14 protein-coding genes are annotated in these 18322 nt (G+C 65.6%); 12 read left to right on the forward strand and 2 right to left on the reverse strand.

The features are described from left to right. Nucleotides 1–229 precede the first annotated feature (229 nt). From ACL03I_RS33030 to ACL03I_RS33075, 10 genes are read left to right on the forward strand one after another with little or no spacing between them, the layout of a single operon-like run. Entirely contained in the window at nucleotides 230–775 is a 546-nt protein-coding gene (locus tag ACL03I_RS33030; RefSeq protein ID WP_039804722.1) for an MSMEG_0572/Sll0783 family nitrogen starvation response protein, read from the forward strand. Nucleotides 776–785: 10 nt separating this feature from the next. After that, on the forward strand, nucleotides 786–1844 hold the full coding sequence (locus ACL03I_RS33035; protein ID WP_364438508.1) for an MSMEG_0568 family radical SAM protein: 1059 nt from the start codon (nucleotides 786–788) through the stop codon (nucleotides 1842–1844). Between the two features lie 40 nt (nucleotides 1845–1884). After that, on the forward strand, nucleotides 1885–3312 hold the full coding sequence (locus tag ACL03I_RS33040) for an MSMEG_0567/sll0787 family protein (protein ID WP_412807938.1): 1428 nt from the start codon (nucleotides 1885–1887) through the stop codon (nucleotides 3310–3312). Beyond that, nucleotides 3309–4232 carry a carbon-nitrogen hydrolase family protein gene (locus tag ACL03I_RS33045; RefSeq protein ID WP_412807894.1) on the forward strand — a complete coding sequence of 308 codons (924 nt, stop codon included), beginning with the start codon at nucleotides 3309–3311 and terminating at the stop codon, nucleotides 4230–4232. The genes ACL03I_RS33040 and ACL03I_RS33045 overlap by 4 nt, the downstream gene beginning before the upstream one ends. Next, nucleotides 4225–4545 (forward strand): MSMEG_0570 family nitrogen starvation response protein, encoded by a 321-nt coding sequence (locus ACL03I_RS33050; RefSeq protein ID WP_412807895.1) that lies wholly within the window; start codon nucleotides 4225–4227, stop codon nucleotides 4543–4545. The genes ACL03I_RS33045 and ACL03I_RS33050 overlap by 8 nt, the downstream gene beginning before the upstream one ends. Then, nucleotides 4542–5813: an MSMEG_0569 family flavin-dependent oxidoreductase gene (locus ACL03I_RS33055; RefSeq protein WP_412807896.1), complete on the forward strand. Its 1272-nt coding sequence runs from the start codon at nucleotides 4542–4544 to the stop codon at nucleotides 5811–5813. The genes ACL03I_RS33050 and ACL03I_RS33055 overlap by 4 nt, the downstream gene beginning before the upstream one ends. 9 nt (nucleotides 5814–5822) lie before the next feature. Then, nucleotides 5823–6674 carry a carbon-nitrogen hydrolase family protein gene (locus tag ACL03I_RS33060; RefSeq protein ID WP_412807897.1) on the forward strand — a complete coding sequence of 284 codons (852 nt, stop codon included), beginning with the start codon at nucleotides 5823–5825 and terminating at the stop codon, nucleotides 6672–6674. Further along, nucleotides 6674–7798: an MSMEG_0565 family glycosyltransferase gene (locus ACL03I_RS33065; RefSeq protein ID WP_412807898.1), complete on the forward strand. Its 1125-nt coding sequence runs from the start codon at nucleotides 6674–6676 to the stop codon at nucleotides 7796–7798. Before ACL03I_RS33060 ends, ACL03I_RS33065 begins: the two co-directional genes overlap by 1 nt. A gap of 28 nt (nucleotides 7799–7826) precedes the next feature. Next, nucleotides 7827–8003: a polymorphic toxin type 37 domain-containing protein gene (locus ACL03I_RS33070; RefSeq protein WP_412807899.1), complete on the forward strand. Its 177-nt coding sequence runs from the start codon at nucleotides 7827–7829 to the stop codon at nucleotides 8001–8003. Next, the gene (locus tag ACL03I_RS33075) at nucleotides 8000–8305 is read left to right on the forward strand and encodes a hypothetical protein (protein WP_355081005.1); all 306 of its coding nucleotides are present in this window, start codon (nucleotides 8000–8002) and stop codon (nucleotides 8303–8305) included. The genes ACL03I_RS33070 and ACL03I_RS33075 overlap by 4 nt, the downstream gene beginning before the upstream one ends. A 451-nt stretch (nucleotides 8306–8756) precedes the next feature. Here the strand turns inward: ACL03I_RS33075 and ACL03I_RS33080 are convergent, their stop codons facing one another. Further along, nucleotides 8757–8885, reverse strand: a complete 129-nt coding sequence (locus ACL03I_RS33080) for a hypothetical protein (RefSeq protein WP_412807900.1) — start codon at nucleotides 8883–8885, stop codon at nucleotides 8757–8759. Nucleotides 8886–9177: 292 nt separating this feature from the next. Between ACL03I_RS33080 and ACL03I_RS33085 the strand changes: the two genes are divergently transcribed. Further along, nucleotides 9178–13542 (forward strand): nSTAND1 domain-containing NTPase, encoded by a 4365-nt coding sequence (locus tag ACL03I_RS33085; protein WP_412807901.1) that lies wholly within the window; start codon nucleotides 9178–9180, stop codon nucleotides 13540–13542. An 878-nt stretch (nucleotides 13543–14420) separates the two neighbouring features. Here the strand turns inward: ACL03I_RS33085 and ACL03I_RS33090 are convergent. Then, the gene (locus ACL03I_RS33090; protein WP_355081009.1) at nucleotides 14421–14675 is read right to left on the reverse strand and encodes a hypothetical protein; all 255 of its coding nucleotides are present in this window, start codon (nucleotides 14673–14675) and stop codon (nucleotides 14421–14423) included. A 61-nt stretch (nucleotides 14676–14736) separates the two neighbouring features. Between ACL03I_RS33090 and ACL03I_RS33095 the strand changes: the two genes are divergently transcribed. After that, nucleotides 14737–18321, forward strand: a complete 3585-nt coding sequence (locus ACL03I_RS33095; RefSeq protein WP_412807902.1) for a PLL family lectin — start codon at nucleotides 14737–14739, stop codon at nucleotides 18319–18321. Nucleotide 18322: the final 1 nt, after the last annotated feature.

Raw genomic sequence — 18322 nt, forward strand, 5'->3', positions numbered from 1 at the left:
GGCCGCACCGCGACACGCTGACAGTGTAGCCAATTATGTTGTGTCACAGTGGGATTAGTGATCCCGTTCATAAACGTGCGTGGTGAGCATCCGGAAACCTCCAATTTTTCCCGAGGTGACCAACCGGCAACACGCCGAGCGTGAACTTGGTCCATCGGTGACCACCCGGACACCAACGGGCGCACTGCCAATCACCGAATTTCCACCGACCACGCCCAGGAGACGAACCATGTCGGCACCCACCACATCGACCTCTGAGATCGACAAGGCGATCGAGGAGAACATCGCGAAATCGCTCGCCGAAATCCCGCACCCGGCCCTGCCGAAGGGCACCAGTATCTACGGCGGCACCAAGATCTTTCCCGACTATCAGGCGGAGGCAGGGGAAACCTATTTCACGCTGGTTCACGGCATCGCCCATGAATCGTCGGTGAGTTTCGTGGCCATCCTGCAGGCGACGCGCGCACTCCGCAAGGGTTTCGAATCCGCCATCTACTTCTACGGTCCCGGCGCGATCAACTGCCTTGCCACCCGCGGCTTTCCGACCACCGGCGACAGCGGGTTCCCCGGTGAGCAGAACATCAACGAGGCCCTCGCCACCTTCATCAAGGAGGGCGGGAAGGTGTTCGCCTGCCGGTTCGGTCTCGCCTTGCACGGTGCCCGCGAGGAGGACCTCATCGAAGGTGTGATCCCGGCGCATCCCCTGGACGTGCAGGACGCGCTGATCCACTACGCCCGCAAGGGCGCCATCATCAACTCCACCTACCAACTGTAGGCCGACCGTCATGACCGAGGTATCCACGCGAGTAGATCTCGCACTCTTGGGCATCCGCGTCGATGTGCCGGTGCAGCGCCGTTCCGGTGCCGGCCCCAGCGACGACGGTCATGTGCTGTTCGGGGGTGCCGGCGCTGCCATCCCCCTCCGCCCGGAGAGCCCATACACGATTCGTGCCGATCGGCTGCTCTACGAGGGCACCGATCTCGGCGTGACCGTCGAACCGGTGCGCCGACCCCTTTTCTACGACCTGCGCACCGCCGACGGCGTGGAGTACCAGCAGATCGCCAGACTGCACGGAAAGGATGTGCTGGCGACCACGGTGGTGCAGACCTGCATTCGCTACGGCGAAGACCAACGGTGCCGATTCTGTTCGGTCGAGGCATCTCTCGCGTCCGGCAACACGATCGCCGTCAAGCGACCGGATCAGCTCGCCGAGGTCGCCGAGGCGGCAGTGCGGCTCGACGGTATCCGGCAACTGGTGATGACCACCGGCACCTCGGCCGGAAAAGACCGTGGTGCAAGGCACCTCGCCCGCTGTGTGCGAGCCGTCAAGCAAGCGGTGCCGACCCTTCCGATCCAGGTGCAGTGCGAGCCCCCCGGCGACCTGGCGACTCTGAGCGAGCTACGCGACGCGGGAGCCGATGCGATCGGCATCCACGTCGAGTCGCTCGACGACCGAGTGCGTGCTCGATGGATGCCGGGAAAGTCCACCGTGCCGCTGTCCGACTACCGGGCAGCCTGGGCCGAAGCAGTGCGAGTGTTCGGCCGTAACCAGGTCTCCACGTATCTACTCGTCGGACTGGGCGAAGACCCGGACGAATTGGTCTCGGGTGCGGCGGAACTCATCGCCATGGGCGTGTACCCGTTCGTGGTGCCGTTCCGGCCGCTCGCGGGAACCCTGGCCGTCGACGTCGACCGTGCGAGCCCGCCGACCGCGGCGGTCCTCGAGGACGTGACCCGGCGCGTGGCAGCGGAGCTACGTCGAGCCGACATGCTCGGCACGGACCAGAAGGCCGGATGCGCGGCGTGTGGGGCGTGCAGTGTGCTGCAGACCGCAGGAGGCTGAGATGACGACGAGCGAACCGACGGCCGCACCCCGATCCTGGATCGACGAACTGTCCGGGATACGTGCTTCATCGCCGGATTACTGCGTCCTTTCCGGATATCCGTCCCCGGCCGACCCCGCAGGCGGATTCCTCATCCAGCTCGCCGATACCCGACATGTCGCCGTCTATCGCGCATTGCGCCGAGAGAACTTCGTTACAGAGCAGGGCATGTTCGCAGGCAGCGACGCCGACGACATCGACGACGACCCCAGGGCCCAGATCCTGGTCGCGATCGCCCCGGACGGAGCCCTGCTGGGCGGAGTGCGCCTGGCACCGGCCACCACCGAAGACCTCGGGTGGTGGACCGGCAGTCGATTGGTGGTGGACTGCGGGCGTCGCACCCGTGGTGTGGGCCGCGCACTCGTGCAAGCGGCGTGCGCTTATGCCGAAACCCATAACGTTCTTCGGTTCGAGGCCACCGTGCAAACCCGCTACCGGTCGCTGTTCTCCCAACTCGGGTGGACAGCGCTCGCCGAAACCACCGTGGCAGATACACCGCACCTGAAGATGCGCTGGCCGATCGACCGAATCGAGCGGCTGGCGCGAACCACCAAGGCAATGCTCGGGCAAGCGCTGTCCGAGTTGGGCGATAGGCCGATGACACTGGGCGGCGTCGGATTCCGAGGCGATGACGGCGCACCGGTCCCGGGCTGCGACCTGGTCGCCGCGTGCGACGCGATCCTGCCTTCCATGGTCGAACGGGACCCGGAATGGGCCGGATGGTGTGCGGCCCTGGTCAACCTCAACGATCTCGCCGCGATGGGTGCAGAACCGATCGGCCTTCTCGACGCGGTCGCCGCGCCCACCCGGTCGCTGCTGACCCGGGTGCTCCGGGGCCTGGGTGCCGCCAGCCGCATCTGGGAGGTGCCGGTGCTGGGTGGCCACACCCAGTTGGGTGTCCCGGCGGCGCTGTCGGTCACCGCGCTCGGCCGTACCGCCCGGCCGGTGCCAGGAGGGGGCGGCGAGGTCGGCGACGAGCTCCGGCTGACCGCTGACCTGGGCGGCGGCTGGCGGTCCGGATATACCGGGCGACAATGGGATTCGTCGTCACATCGGAGCGGCACGGAATTGCGGGCACTGGGCCGGTTCGTCTCGGACACCGGTCCGAAGGCCGCGAAGGATGTCAGCATGGCCGGCATCGCCGGGACCGCGGGCATGCTCGCCGAGGCCAGCGGTGTCGGGGTCGAACTCGATGTGGCGCGCATCCCGCGCCCGCCGGGCGCCGAGCTGGCCGACTGGATCACCTGCTTCCCCGGCTTCGCGATGCTCACCGCCGATCGCCCCGGCGCCCCCGTCAACCCGGTAGGCCCGGCGACGACCGCCGTGTGCGGCGTGCTCAGCGCGACTCCCGGCGTGCGGCTGCGCTGGCCTGACGGAGAAGTCACTCACGCGCTCGACAGCGCGGTAACCGGATTGGGACACTCATGACCGAACTATCGATCTCCGTGGCCGCCGCCGAATTCGGCCGCGACATGGAGGCCTGCTACGCCACCGTCGGCTCGCTGATCGAACAGGCGCAGCAACGCGGTAGCCGACTACTGGTGCTGCCCGAGGCCTGCCTGGGCGGCTACCTGCCCAGCCTGGGCGGCGGTGGGGAGAGCGAGGAGGCCAAGCAGCGCCGTCTACGCAGTCTGCCGCCGGCGCTCACCCTCGACGGCCCGGAACTGCGCCGCATCGCGGCGATGGCGGGTGAACTCGTCGTCACTCTCGGATTTTGCGAAGCCGATGGCGATCTCCGCTACAACGCCGCCGTGACACTGACCGGCGACGGGGTTCTGGGCTCCTACCGCAAGGTACATCAGCCCCTCGGCGAAAACCTCTGCTACGCTGCCGGATCCGAATATCGCGCCTTCGACACCCCGGTCGGCCGCATGGGCATGCAGATCTGCTACGACAAGGCATTCCCCGAAGCCGCACGAGCGCTGGCACTGGACGGCGCGGAGATCATCACCTCGCTCTCGGCCTGGCCCACCGCCCGCACCGCCACCACCGAACGACTCGAAGACGACCGCTGGACCCAGCGCTTCGATATCTTCGACCGCGCTCGCGCAGTCGAGAACCAGGTGGTGTGGGTCGCGTCGAACCAGGCCGGGACGTTCGGCTCGTTGCGCTTCGTGTGTAGCGCCAAGATCGTCGGCCCCGGCGGCGACCTGCTCGCCACCACAGGTACCGAACCCGGTCTAGCCACCGCGACCGTCGACGTCGATCACGCACTCGAATTGGCACGCGGCGGCGGCATGTACAACCTGCGCGACCGACGCCCCGAGCTCTACCACAGTGTCGTCGCCCGCCATGGCGTGGTCGGGCAGCCCGCTGTGCCTGAAGAGCTGGAGGCGATCCATGCCTGAGGTGGCATTCGACATCCGCTGGCCGGACGGCAATGTCCAGTCCTGCTATTCGCCCTCGCTGGTGATCCATGATCATCTGGCCACCGGCGTCGACTATCCGATCGACGACTTCCTGACCCGTGCCTCGAGCGCTTTGAACAGCGCGTCCGAGCGGGTGCGCGAGAAGTTCGGCTTCTATTGCACCTCCGCCATGCAGACCCTGCACGCCATCGAAGCAAGCGCAGCACAGGCCCGGACATCACCGGGCACGGTACGCGTGCTGTCGATGACTCCGCCGTCGGTCGAGGCGCCAAACACCGGAGGAAAACCGTGACCCCCCAGACAGACTCCGGTACCACCGTGGAACACCGTGACGTCGTCGTGATAGGCGCGGGACAGGCCGGGCTCTCGATCAGCTGGCATCTGACCACTCGCGGCATCGACCATGTCGTCCTCGAGCGCGACACCATCGCCCACGAGTGGCGCGACACCCGCTGGGACAACTTCACTCTCGTCACTCCCAACTGGCAGTGTGTGCTGCCTGGTTACCGTTACAACGGACCCGACCCGCACGGCTTCATGAAACGCGATGAGGTCTACACATGGGTCCGCGCCTATGCCGACACCTTCGATCCGCCGGTTCGCGAACACGTCGCCGTCACCGCGGTCACGGTATCGGTCGACGGCGGCTTCGACATCCAGACAACCTCGGGCCCACTGCATTCCGATCAGGTGGTGGTCGCAGTAGGCGGTTACCACACGCCGATCGTGCCCCGCTTCGCCGAGCGGATGCCGAGTTCGATCCAGCAACTCCACTCCGCCGAATACCGCAGCCCTGCGGACCTGCCCGACGGCGCCGTCCTCATCGTCGGTACCGGCCAATCAGGAGCACAGATCGCCGAGGACCTCCATCTGGAGGGTCGGCGGGTACATCTCGCGGTCGGGACCGCGCCCCGTGTCGCCCGCTTCTACAGGGGCCGTGATTGCGTCGCATGGCTGGAGGACATGGGCCACTACGACATTCCGATCGAAGATCAGCCGGGTGGGCTGGGCAAGCGGGAGAACACCAACCACTACGTCACCGGTCGAGACGGCGGCCGCGATATCGACCTGCGCCAATTCGCGGTCGAGGGGATGGCGCTCTACGGCAGGATGGTCGATGTCGCCGGCGGCACAGCGTACTTCGAGCCGTCGCTGGAGCGGGACCTCGATGCCGCCGACGCCGTCGCCGAGAGCATCAAGGACTCCATCGACACCTATATCGCCCGTGCTGGTATCGACGCGCCCACCGAACCGCGGTACCGCCCGGTGTGGCGTCCGCAGCGCGAGATCACCGAACTCGATCTGTCGGCGAGCAATATCACGTCGGTAGTGTGGTCGGTCGGGTTCCGCACCGACTACCGGTGGCTGCGCGTCGGCGTCTTCGACGGTGAGGGTCACCCGTGCCACAACCGCGGCGTCACGACCACGCCCGGGCTGTACTTTCTCGGGCTGCCCTGGCTGCACACCTGGGGCTCGGGCCGCTTCGCCGCCATCGCCCGCGACGCCGAGCACCTCGCCGGGCAGATCACCGCCACCGCCCGCACCACTGCGGCGGCCTGAGGCGGACCAATGACCGTCACCCGAATAGCGGCTGTCGCAGCGCATTTCGGCGCAGATATCGCCCGCGCTCTGGACAAGATCGCCGGTATCATCGACCGGCTCGCCCAGGACGGCGTCGATCTGCTCGTGCTACCCGATGCGAGCCTCGGCGGCTACATCGGAGACCTCCGCAACCCGGATCCGGCCGCCGGGCCTGAGGCCATCGACCCGGATGGACCCGAGTTCCGGCTGTTGTGCCGGTTGGCCGGGGATATGACGATCTGCGTCGGCTATGCCGAACGTGCAGACGGTGTCCGCTACAACGCCGCAGTATGCCTCACCGGCGACGGGGTGCTCGGCCGCCACCGCAAAGTACACCAGCCGGCCGGCGAACACCTCGCGTATGCGGCCGGAGATCGCTTCGCGGCTTTTGATACCCCGGTCGGCCGGATCGGGATGCTCATCGACTACGACAAGACGTTCCCGGAGTCCGCGCGAGCTCTCGCTCTCGACGGTGCCCGCACCATCGCGGCGCTGTCGGCCTGGCCCGCCAGCGTCACCGATCGCGCCTCCCGGATGCCCAACGATCGGCAATCCCGCCTCTTCGACCTGTACGACCAGGCCCGCGCCGCCGAGAACCAGGTTGTTCTCGCATCGTCCAATCAAACCGGAATCACCGGCAACCTGCGTTTCCTCGGCCAAGCCAAGGTGGTCGGCCCCGGCGGTGACGTCCTCGCCAAAACCTGGTCCAAGGGCGGCCTCGCGGTGGCAGACCTCGACATCGATGCCGAGGTCGAGCGAGCCCGGCGCGTCCTGCGGCACCTGGACGAACGCCGTGTCGACGCCTACCACAACTTGATGACCGAAAAGAGCGGCTACTGATGCGGATCGCACTTCTCACGTACTCCACCAAACCCCGTGGAGGGGTCGTGCATACGCTCAATCTCGCCGAGTCGCTCGCCCGGCTCGGCGCGGATGTCACCGTATGGACGCTCGGACGTGGCGGGGACGCGGCCTTCTTCCGCCCCGTGGATTCCTCCGTGACAATTCGCGTCGTTCCATTCACCAGTGCCGACGGCGAACAGGTCGGGACGCGAATCATGCGCTCCATAGACGTACTGCGGCAGGCGTTCACTCCCGATGACTACGACATCGTGCACGCACAGGACTGCATCAGCGCCAACGCCGTCGACTGCCGCATCCGCACCATCCACCACCTCGACAACTTCACCACCCCCGAACTCGCCCGCTGCCATGAACGCGCCATCGTCGAGCCTTACGCACACATCTGCGTGTCGGCCGCCGTCGCGGCCGAGGTTCAGGCCGGGTGGGCTCTGCGCCCCGCCGTGATTCCCAATGGCGTCGAATACGACCGCTTCGCGGCCGCCGCAGATGACTCTCCCGACGCCACGGATGCCCGCGCCGCCTGGCGACGCCGACTCGGCCGGTACATCGTGGCCGTCGGCGGCATCGAACCCCGCAAAGGCAGCATCGACCTGCTCGAGGCGTTCGCCCTGCTACGGCACGATCATCCAGACCTGCACCTCGTCTTCGCAGGCGGCGAAACACTCTTTGACTACCGCGACTACCGGACCCAGTTCAATACTCGCGCAACCGAACTCGACATCCGCCCCACCATCCTCGGCACCGTCCCACACACCGAACTCCCCGCACTCGTGGCGGCATCGACCCTCCTCCCGTTCTTCTCCACCAAAGAGGGATTCGGGCTCGCTGCCATGGAAGCCCTAGCCGCCGGAGTCCCAGTCGTCGCACGCGATCTCCCGGTGCTGCGCGAGGTATTCGGCGAGGCCATCAGCTACGCGGCCACTCCCGCCGAGCTGGCCGCAGAACTCGCGCGAGCGTTGGTTCCCGACCCGTGCCGCACCGAGCACGGCAAAGCCCTCGCCGCCTCGTTCAGCTGGGACCGAACAGCCCGAGCCCACCTCGAGTTCTACCGCACCCATTCCACAGCAGTACCGCCCCGAACGCTCACCACACACCGCTGAACCAGAGAACATGGAAATCCCGACCAACATGAGGACTCTTACCTGGCCGCCAGCGGCGGGTAAGGGGTCCGGCTGGCTCGACTCGGATGGCCGTGTGTGGGTGCCAACCGGTCGAGGCTCGACAGCGCACGGTGGCCCGCACTGGGACGTGCAAGAGAAGAAAGGTGGTTATACGAACGTGTACCCAGGCGGGAAGTCTCGATGAACAGCACCGGCACCGTGGTCATCGAGGCCACCGGCGTCACCTACTACTCCCCGCAAGACGAGGCGGCGTTTTTCGGGTGGCTCGACAAGATCTCCTGCATCGAGTCCTACCAAGGACGGGTGCGCACCTTGTACCTCACCGTAGATCTCGATGCGGTCGATGAAGACGGGTTGCGCGAGCTCGTAGCGCTCTACCGCAGGTACAACATCGATCTGAAGGAATTACGGGTCCTCGACGCGGACCGGGTCGGCCCCTGGTTCAGCGATTCCGATCGCTGGTGGCACGCGGAAGTCTTCGAATAGCAGCAAATCCGGTTTTCGGTTCCGACCACCTTCTGTGCCGGGCGGTTGTCGGCGGCCCACCATTCCGACGGAAAGACACCGCCGTCTGGCCCTCACGCCAGGGGCAGGATCTGTCGTCGACGAAGCACGTGTGCGCAGTGGTCCACTCCCCCTCCGGACACGTTTTGTCACGCATCCTCTGCAAATTTGCGGAGGATGCGTTCTTTTAGGGCCCCTGAGATGGTCCGGACACCGCAGATCCGCAAAATTTGCGTAGTTAGTCGGTCAAAAGCGGAGGCGCTGACACGGGTGGGCGGTTCGATCGGTCGGGAATGGGGTTCTGTCGGTGCTCAGAACACCCTCTCAACCGGAAGCCTTCGTCGCTGGGTTCACGAATCAGCGGCAGAGTTTCTTCCATGCAGCTGTCCGCGAAGGGATACGCGGCTAGCAAGGGGGGCGGCTGGTGGATGGCTCAGCGATGAAGCTCCCGGGCGTTCGGTTCGGTGAGCCGGAAGTCGCCGCAGTCGGTGGGCACCGTGGATTCGGGCAAGTCGGCGGTGATGGCCGCGGGCTGGCCGTGCGGCAGGCCGAGTAAGGTCACGTCGTGGCCGGCCGGTCAGCGCGGTGCCCGTGTTCGAGCCCGCGGGCAGCGTCCGGAGGTGGGAGAGTAGCGGCTACCAGGGCTCTGCGTGGTACCGCGTACCTCGCTGGCATGTCCCGTTGAGGGCGCGAACATCCCTCGGGCCGCTGTCGGTAGTACAGATCCCAGGTATTTTCGGGCCTTCTCTTCGTGAGGGTCTCCGGAAGCCGAGTTGCCCTTTCGGCCACTGACGCCACAATGGAGACGCTGAGTTTTCGGCCGACTCGTGGTGGTGGGGATGTACCGGGTATTCATGAGCTACTCCAGTCGAGACCGGGAACAGGCGATCGCGGTGCGTGAGTGGCTGATCGAACACGACCCAGGGCTCGACGGCGAGATCTTCCTCGACGTCGATCCACACAGCGGGATCCCACCTGGAGTCCGGTGGAAGGAGCAGCTGGCGCGTGCGGTCGATCGTTGTGAGGCGGTCATCTGCCTCATCTCTCCGGCTTGGGAGGCCTCGCACGAGTGCGCCACGGAATTCCGACTCGCCGAGGCCTTGGATAAGCGCATCTTCTGCGCACGGTTGGACCCGCGCGCCGGCGGCACGATCGCGCGTGAGTGGCAGTTCTGCAACCTGTACACCGATGATGGTGGGCTCGACGAGGTTGGGCTCGATCTCTTGGCTCGAGGATTGCGCGACGCGGGGATCAGCGCGGAGCACTTTCCGTGGCCGCCGACCGATGAGCCTCGCCGCGCGCCGTACCGGGGCTGGGAGCCGATGCAGGAGGCGGATGCCGCGGTCTTCTTCGGCCGGGACACCGCTATCCTGCGTGCGATGGATGTTCTGCGCGGCATCCGGCACTCCGGCACCGAAAATCTGTTCGTGGTGCTCGGTCCTTCCGGAACGGGCAAGTCCTCGTTCATGCGCGCCGGGCTCCTGCCCAGGTTGCGACGAGACACCGCGAGTTTCCTGGTGTGTGGTGTCGTGCGACCCGAACGCGCCGCTCTGACCGGCGACCACGGTCTGGCCGTGTCGATCCATCAAGTGCGCAGTGGGCTCGGGATGCGCTCGCCGACGCTCGGCGAGATCAAAGCATCCTGCGTGCAGCCCGTGCCGAGCACCGTCGCAGGGTGGCTGCGAGAGGCTCAAACACGTGCCGCGGCAGCTGATTCCCTTGATGCCCCGATGCTCGTTGTGCCCATCGATCAGTCCGAAGAACTCTTCGCACCCGATGCCGGAACCGAGGCGAGCGGCTTGTTGGTACTGCTGGCGGAGCTGATCGGCACTGCGGGCCTGTCGATGGTCGTGATGGTGACCATTCGCTCCGATCGCTACGAGCCGATGCAGACCGCACCGCAGCTCATCGGACTCCGAGCTCGTGAGTTCAGCGACCTCAAGCCGATGCCCGCGACACAGTTCAAGGAAGTCATCACAGGTCCGGCGGCGCGCGCCACGGCGGCGGGACAGCCGGTCCGACTTTCACCCGATTTCGTCGAGGCGCTGTTGGCCGATGCAAGCGATGGCGCCGACACGCTCCCACTGCTCGCCTTGACCCTGTCGCGGCTCTACCGCGACTACGGCGACACCGGCGAACTCTCCCTGGCCGACTACCACGCGATGGGAGGCATGCACCGGGTCGTTCAAAGCGAGATCGACACATTGCTGTCGGGCGACGAGGCGGCCCGCCGGATCGAACTGTCCACGTTGCGAAGCGCGTTCATTCCCTGGCTCGCAACCATCGACCCGCACACCGACCAGCCGCTGCGGCGGATGGCTCGCTGGGCGGAGTTACCCGCCGATGCCCGTCCGTTGCTCGACGCGTTCGTCGCTCGACGACTACTGGTCAAGGACGAACTCGGCGGCGAAACGGTTGTCGAGGTGGCGACAGAGAGCCTTTTCCGCCAATGGGGTTCACTGGCCGGTTGGTTGCGCGAGCAAGCCGAGGATCTCAAGGAGGCCGACAGCGTCGAACGGGCGGCGACGGCCTGGGAACAGCACGACCGCGACGAGGGCTGGCTGTTCGAGGGATTACGGCTGGCCTCGGCGCAACACCTCGCCGACACCCCCGAGTTCGGGCACCGCCTGCGCCCTGCCGCCGCTTTTCTGCGTGCCTCGCATCGCCGCGAACAGGCCCAGGCCCGCGCCGAGGACGAACGCAGACAGGCTGAGTTGCAGACGGCGCGAGCACACGCCGAGGTCCTGCGCAAACGCGCTCGTACTCTGCGCGCCGTGCTCGCTGTGACCGTCATCGTGGCGATGGTCGCCGCCTTCGCCCTGGTCCGCAGCGTTATCGGTCAACACGAGGTCGCCGCCCGATTTCGTGAGGCGACCTCGGCCAGGCTCGGGGCCGAGGTTCAGTCGCTGCTCGCAGCGGGCAGCAATCGCGAGGACCTGCGGGCGATCATGCAGACGCTGGCGGCCCAACGATTGTCGATGACCGCCGATCCGGGTGTGCAACTGACAACGCTCGACAGTCTGTCGACCACTTACCGGATCTTCGACACCGGACATACCATCATCCGCAGCGCCCTCAGTCCCGACGGGCACCGCGTCGCGGTCCTGCAGCAAGAACCTGCGCCCGGGCGCCAGAAGATCTTCATCCAGCTGTGGGACCTCGACTCGTCGCGTCGGCTGTATTCGATCGACACCGGGCAGGACGAACTGGCCGATATCGTCTTCAGCCCAGACGGCCGCCGCCTCGTCACCGCGGGCGCCAACGACGCGGGCGGACTTGTCGAATCCTGGGATGCTGACACCGGGCGATTGGCAGGGGATCCGCTGAGCGTATTTCGGTCCGCGTATCGCATCGCCGTGAGCGCTGACGGTCGTCGCGTTGCGGTGGCCGGATTCGTCGGTGTAGATGCACTGGATTCAGTGGAAGGCGTGTTCCAGCTCTGGGACCTGTCGTCGCGGCGTCCGGTCAGCGAGATGACCTCGATCGGCCATGAAATCGTTCGCAATGTCACGATCAGTCCGGACGGACAGGAGATCATTACGGGTTCCATGACGGCCAAAATCGAAGAACACAACGGTCGACTGCGGATGTGGAACGCCACCACCGGTCAGCTCATCGGCGATCCGGTCCCCACCCAGCAGCCCGTGGAAAGCGTCGCGTTCAGCCCCGACGGCACACGCTTTGTCACCGGCACCGGAGGGTTGGGCAAATCTCCGCTGTACGCGCCGTATCTGCCCGAGGGCATCCCGGCCATGCAGCAATGGGACGCCCATACCCGGGCCGCTATCGGCAAACCGATGTCGGGACACACCGGTGGAGTGGAAAGCGTCGCCTACAGTCCACACGGCACAGTGATCGTGTCCGCTGGCACAGATCGGACTGTGCGAGTGTGGGATTCGTCGAATCAAGACCCCATCGGCGAACCGATGGTCGGCCACGGAGGCGCGGTCGTGAGTGCGTCCTTCGTCCCCGGCACCGCTCGAATCCTTTCCGCCGGCATCGACGGAACATTGCGCCTGTGGAACTTCGCGTCCAGTGCCTCACCCGGGCACAGCCTGTTGGACCCACCCGGCCGATACGCCCCTGACGGTCGACAAGTTCGCCCACAATCCTTCGCCTACGGCAGTGACAGCCGACATGCCGTGCTGGGCGCCTATGAAGGGAGCGTTTTTCTCCTGGATCCCACGACCGGCGCCTACCAGGAGATGATCGCCCCCGGGGCGCAGCAGGATCCCCGCGGAGACCCCATCGGGAGCGTCGCGCTGAGCCCCGACGGCCACCGGGTCGCGTCCGGGAACGACCGTGGTCGGGTCCTGCTGTGGGATACCGCCACCCGCCGATCGATCGGCAACAGCGATGTCAAGCATGATGACAGCATCCTGCGGGTGCTATTCAGCCCCGATGGCCGCCGTGCGGTGTCCATGTCCGCGACGGCCCTACGCGTGTGGGACTCCGGAACCGGGCAACCACTGCGGCAACAACTCGGCGGCTGTCCCGGCAAGATGGTGACCTTCGACATCAGCCCCGACAGCCGCGTGGTCGCGGGCGCATGCGACGACCACTCGATCCTGCTGTGGGACATCGATACCGGCTCCATGATCGGAGCACCACTGCGCGGTCACCAGTACTCAGCGAGCACTGTGCTGTTCAGCCCGGACAGCCGCCGAGTTATCTCAGCCAGCTCGGATTCACTGCGCACCTGGGATATACACACGCGGCTGCCGATTGCCGTGCAGGACAGCGGAATTCAAAACGGCTTCACCTCCGCGGCAGTCAGTCCGGACGGACGGTATATCGTCACCGGCGGTGTAGCTGGTCTACTACGGCGAGACGCCGAGACCGGCGCGCCGATCGGCGAGCTGATGAAGGTTCCGGAGATCGGCTCCTACCAAGTTGCCTTCACGCGCGACAGCCGCTACATCGTCTCCAGCAGTTATCAGACGATCCGGCTGTGGGACACCGAGTCCGGACGAGCAATCGGCGGATCGCTTCACGGCCCGCTGCTCCAGATCTACTCCGTCGAGGTCAGCGCCGACAACCGGGTGATCGTCACCAGCGGAGTCGACGGTTACTGGATCTGGCCAGCTCCCTCGACCTGGCCCGACGAACTCTGCAATAAGCTCTCCACGAACATGAGTCACCGGGATTGGAACCGATGGGTATCGCCGGACATCGACTATATCACCCTCTGCCCTGACCTCCCCGTTCCAGCCGATTGACACTCCCGGTTGCGGCCAGACGTCGACCGAGGAGGGTCTATCTCGGACCGGTGTCACCCATCGAGTCACCGATTCGCTCCGACCCGGCTGCTCGCCTGTGGAATGTCCTGGAGCCGCAGTGGTTCTTCGGAAAGCGTCATGACACTCCAGGCCTAGAGCTCGTCACCATGTCGTAGGGCACGAAATGCGGGGACAAGCATTCCCGCAAAGGCCGAGCAAACTCGCGTCGTCTGGGTATGCTGCGGGCGGGTAGCGTCGTACGCCCGGGCAGGTCGCCCTACCCGCACAGGCGGTGGACCGCTCGCCAGTCAAGCCCGGCGGGCGCTCGGTGCAACACCGTGGCGAGCAGTCCGAGGCGGGCCGCGCGGTCGGCGGGATCATCAGCCATGACGAGCACAGCACCCCGTCGAAGAAGCGTTCCAGGGGCTCGGCGAGCGTGTATGCGTGGCTCGCCCATGTCTGCAGGTCACTGTGGGCGGCCGGTGTGGTGGTGAGCATGGTGAGGAGCGTTTGCTCGGCGTGGCCGGTAAGGCGGGTCGGGTCGTAGGTGGCGGGTGCGTTGTCGGGCAGGATGCGCATGATGCGTTGGAGGCTTCCGACCAGCCGGACGCGCCTACGTCGGTGTCGCTCAGCCGTTCCCGACCAGAGGCTGGGACGGTACACCCGAAGACCGCATCCAGGCGGTAAAGGTCAGTGGGCCCGGCTGCGCCGAAACCCGCAACCTCGCCGTCGCCGCAGTCAAGGCATACCAGAACTGACCCGCCACCCCGCGCGAAGGCACGTCCACCTGGTGCCGACAGTGGTGGCGACACTGTTACTCGATTTGCCACTCTTTTGCCATTCCGGACTTGAGTAGACGGGTACTCAGGTGGCGGCGCTCACCCACAATTGAGTTCGACGTACATCTCTCGACATGCCGACGCGGTAGGATTCTTTCGTCGCTCGAGGCATGGCTTCTTGAGCTGAACGTGGGCCGAATCGGCCTGAACGTCGACGGCCAGGAAGAAGTCGATGGCGATGGCTTTCCGCCTGCCGCCAGCGCGGCGCAGCAGCGGGGAGGGCGCGATGGCCTGGATCGCCGCGTGGGGCGTGATCGCGAATTCGAGTAGTCGAATACTCAATGCTGCGGGCATACACCGATCCACACTGTTGCTGTAAGATAGCCACAGGGGCGATTATGAGAGCGGTGGGCTCATGATCAAGCATACGATCAACGGACTGGCTGCTTGCTGTCGCAAGCCGGGGACGGTCGACTTGTTTGTGGGTGATGAGCAGGGCGTAGTTTGGCATCGCCCCGGCCGTGCTGATAACGCAACCTCTCAACTCATCTGGAGTAGCTGGGTACGGCTCGGTCGGCCGCCGATACCGGGCGCGGCGGCGCCCTCGGCCGACTGGCTCAGCGTCACTTCCTCGGGCACGGATCGCATCGAGTTGTTCACCCGTTCCGGAGCGAACGTTTACCACCAGCGATTCGCTGGCGGTGCCTGGACCTCGGGTTGGGCATCTCGCACTCTCCCCGACAACAGCGTGACATCCGGGTTTGCTACGGCAGCGACGAACCCCGACGACCTCCATATCGTCTATACCGTCGGCGCTGGGGTCGTGCATTGGCGAATCAAAGACAATGCGCGTATACAGATGCAAGGCGGACCTTCGCGACGGCTGCGCACGATGCCCATTTCGGGCGGATTCGAACTGTACGCTACGAATCCAGCCAATCCACCCGGAAGCCGGTATCGCCGTTGGCGATACACCGGCTCCTGGGGAGCCCCTTCCGATCTGGATGGTCTTCCCCTGGGTGATCGTCCATTCTCGGACACGTTCGCGGCGTCGGCGAATCAACTGATTCTGGCCCCGGGCCGAGAGCAGCGCCTGTGGATCCGAACAGTTGCGACCGCACTGTGGCGGGACATGGGCGGCATCATCACCTCCGACGGTGATCGGCAGGACATACTCGCCGCCGCGGCCACCAGTAGTACACGCACAGAAATTTTCGCCCTCTGGGCGCCTGCCGGTCTGATGCATCGCCGCTACGATTCCGCGCTCGGGGACCTGCATGACCCACGCGCCTGGTCGCCGTGGCAGCTGGTGGATGCCTGGGCAGGCCCCCTCGCCGGGTACACGCTGCTGCGGCCCGACGACCTGCTGCATGTCCACATACGAGACAGCGGTTTCCGACGCGGCGTGAACGGGCACGGCGCGCCGGAACTCATCGCGGGAAAAGACGCCCGTCTGGATGTCAATTTCCCTCCGCAGCACATGGCCGAAGAAGCCAGCGAGAGCAGTCAAGCACGCTCCGCCGGCCCGTCGCGGCTGCGGTTCGAAATTGCTCCAGGCACAGTCATACCCCTGTCTGTGCAAGGTGTGCTCGACGCGATGACCGCTCGTGAACTCCGGCCCCCAGAGGGCCAACCGGATTCTGGTTCGGTGCTGGAACTGCCGTGGCGGCTGCTGATGGCGCTGCCCTCGGGAGGTCGGTGCGCCCCGGCACCGCTGCCGGTGAAAAGCACAGGCGGCGTTACTGGCTTGTGGCACTGCCAGATCCTCAACCGAGCCGGAGGCCCGGTGGTATCCCTGCGCCCGTTCCGCGCCCTACACCGCCAGAACACATTCCAGAAAACGCCGTTGGATGCGGACAACGAGACGGTCGACTTGATAGTCGAGAGAGCAGCCCAACTGCCGGTCACCGCGAACCGGCTGATCCTCAGTAGTCTGGGTGCCTGGTTCTCACTGACCGCCGAGTTCGGCGGCACTCCGGAACTCAAATGGAGCCACCGCGCTGCGATGGGTCGCGACTACTACGTGCGCGTCGTCAAAAGCGGGCGACTGTTCCCATTCGGGCACCGTGTGGTGCATATCGAGACGTTCGAGCGGGTCTTCAGACCCGACATGCTCGGCGAACAGACCAGTCACCCCGCCGCGCTGCAGGAGAAGCATACGTTGGTCATCACCGAGCCGGTGCGCGACTTCGGCGGCGGTGCGGGCGGTAACCACGAGCGGGCGTTCCCATTCCAGCAGGTGAGCTTCGCCGGCCAGCTGACATGGGAAGTCGACGGCCCGCCTGAGGGCAAACAGATGTTCTGGCCGCAACAACACGGCGACCCGATCGACTTCGCACTGATCCTGCAGTCAGGGCGGGAGACCGTCGCGGCCACGTTGCCCCTGCTGTTTGTGACCGACGGGACTCCGGCAGGATCCCAGAAATTGGACGACGAGTACAAGCAAGGACCCCCGAACGTGCCGGGACGACCGGCGGCGCGCATCGACCGCGCTATCCCGCTGCTGGTGACTCCCGGCGCCAACGGCTATGAGCCGGTGAGCGACTCCATTCAGCATGTGCTCACCGCCGAGTTCGGCATCGGCCAGGCACCCAACGGCACCCACCCGAAACTTTCCCAGCTGAAGGTGGCACTTCCTGCTCTGCAGAAGCTGATCGGCGCCAAGGCGCCGGGAGAAATCCGCGCAACGTTGAGCGCACAGGTATTGAGCAATCCCAATGCGACCGTCTTGCTCGACCTTGTGGACACCCCGAAGATCGACTTCGCCGAGGCTGGCGCTGCCACCGGTGCGGTAGCCACGCCCAGCATGCCCGCCGTGAACGGTGTCGCCCGCGACCGCGGACCGATCGTCAAGCCTCCGTCTGGTAAGCCTTATCCGAGCCCTGCCGCGTTGTTCAGCGACGACGCGACCCTGTTCGGTGTCATCAAATTGAACAATCTGATCCAGGCGGTCACCGATCAACCAGCCATCAGCTGGCGCAATGGGGCGCCCCGGCTGCAGTGGACACAACAGCTGTCCGGCGCGGCGGCCAAACCGGTCGACCCGTTCGTACCGGGCCCCACCTCGACGCTGAGCCTTGACGCGGGCCCGGATGAGACCAAGGGCCGTGTGACGGACTTCTCGCTGAACATTCCCGATCGCGCACGACAGGTCGTGGTCATCGAGCTGTACGAAGTAGCCTTCACAAGCCGGTCGGCTGGGCCGACTGCACAACCCACCGTCACGGTCGACGTGCGTAGAGTCAGCCTCGACGGCGCCTTGCGCTTCGTTCGGACGCTGCAATCTTTCATGTTGAAATCCGGTGCTGAACCACAAGTTTCGGTTCTGCCGACAGCGGTCGCCGTGCGCTATGTGGCGGCCGTGCCTGCCGTCTCGGTCGGAGTTTTCAGCTTGACGAACCTGGCGATCGAGGCCGGTGTCACGCTGTCTTTCGTCAACAAGCCACTCACCATCGATTTCAAATTCGCTACCCGGCAGCGGCCGTTCCTGGTCACGGTGTCGGGCCTTGGTGGCGGCGGTTACCTCGAGCTGGCAGTGGCTGCCGGTGGTCAACCAGATGGATTGACCAAGTTGGTAGGAGGCATCGAGTTCGGCGCCAGTGTCGCGGTGGACTTCGCCATAGTGGCAGCCGAAGTCCATGTCTTCGGTGGGATCGTGTTCGTCTACGACCGTCGCGTCAGTATCACCGGATACCTGCGCATCGGTGGCAGCATCGACCTGCTCGGGCTGGCCAGGGTGGCCGTGGAACTCACTCTCAGCCTCACCTACACCCCGAACAGGCTGGAAGGATCCGCCAAACTCGTTGTCGTCATCGACCTGACATTGTGGTCGGCAAGCTTTGAACTCACCTGCCGCAAGAGCTTCGCCGGCCCCGACATGCTGGCGCCGGAGCGAGCCGCCATCGCTGCGCCACCGGCGTCGTCCGTGGCGGCCACGCTGGGTCCAGTGGGAACTTCCTATCCCTGGCGGACATACTGCCGGGCGTTCGCGGGAGAATGAC

It is taken from the genome of Nocardia sichangensis (assembly GCF_047200615.1).
Classification (GTDB): domain Bacteria; phylum Actinomycetota; class Actinomycetes; order Mycobacteriales; family Mycobacteriaceae; genus Nocardia; species Nocardia sichangensis.

What these genes read in the sequence shown, in the direction of transcription:
- ACL03I_RS33030 (WP_039804722.1), top strand. Translation starts at nt 230, where the DNA reads ATGTCGGCACCCACCACATCGACCTCTGAGATCGACAAGGCGATCGAG.
- ACL03I_RS33035 (WP_364438508.1), top strand. Translation starts at nt 786, where the DNA reads ATGACCGAGGTATCCACGCGAGTAGATCTCGCACTCTTGGGCATCCGC.
- ACL03I_RS33045 (WP_412807894.1), top strand. Translation starts at nt 3,309, where the DNA reads ATGACCGAACTATCGATCTCCGTGGCCGCCGCCGAATTCGGCCGCGAC.
- ACL03I_RS33050 (WP_412807895.1), top strand. Translation starts at nt 4,225, where the DNA reads ATGCCTGAGGTGGCATTCGACATCCGCTGGCCGGACGGCAATGTCCAG.
- ACL03I_RS33060 (WP_412807897.1), top strand. Translation starts at nt 5,823, where the DNA reads ATGACCGTCACCCGAATAGCGGCTGTCGCAGCGCATTTCGGCGCAGAT.
- ACL03I_RS33065 (WP_412807898.1), top strand. Translation starts at nt 6,674, where the DNA reads ATGCGGATCGCACTTCTCACGTACTCCACCAAACCCCGTGGAGGGGTC.
- ACL03I_RS33070 (WP_412807899.1), top strand. Translation starts at nt 7,827, where the DNA reads ATGAGGACTCTTACCTGGCCGCCAGCGGCGGGTAAGGGGTCCGGCTGG.
- ACL03I_RS33075 (WP_355081005.1), top strand. Translation starts at nt 8,000, where the DNA reads ATGAACAGCACCGGCACCGTGGTCATCGAGGCCACCGGCGTCACCTAC.
- ACL03I_RS33085 (WP_412807901.1), top strand. Translation starts at nt 9,178, where the DNA reads ATGAGCTACTCCAGTCGAGACCGGGAACAGGCGATCGCGGTGCGTGAG.
- ACL03I_RS33090 (WP_355081009.1), bottom strand. Translation starts at nt 14,675, where the DNA reads ATGCCCGCAGCATTGAGTATTCGACTACTCGAATTCGCGATCACGCCC.
- ACL03I_RS33095 (WP_412807902.1), top strand. Translation starts at nt 14,737, where the DNA reads ATGATCAAGCATACGATCAACGGACTGGCTGCTTGCTGTCGCAAGCCG.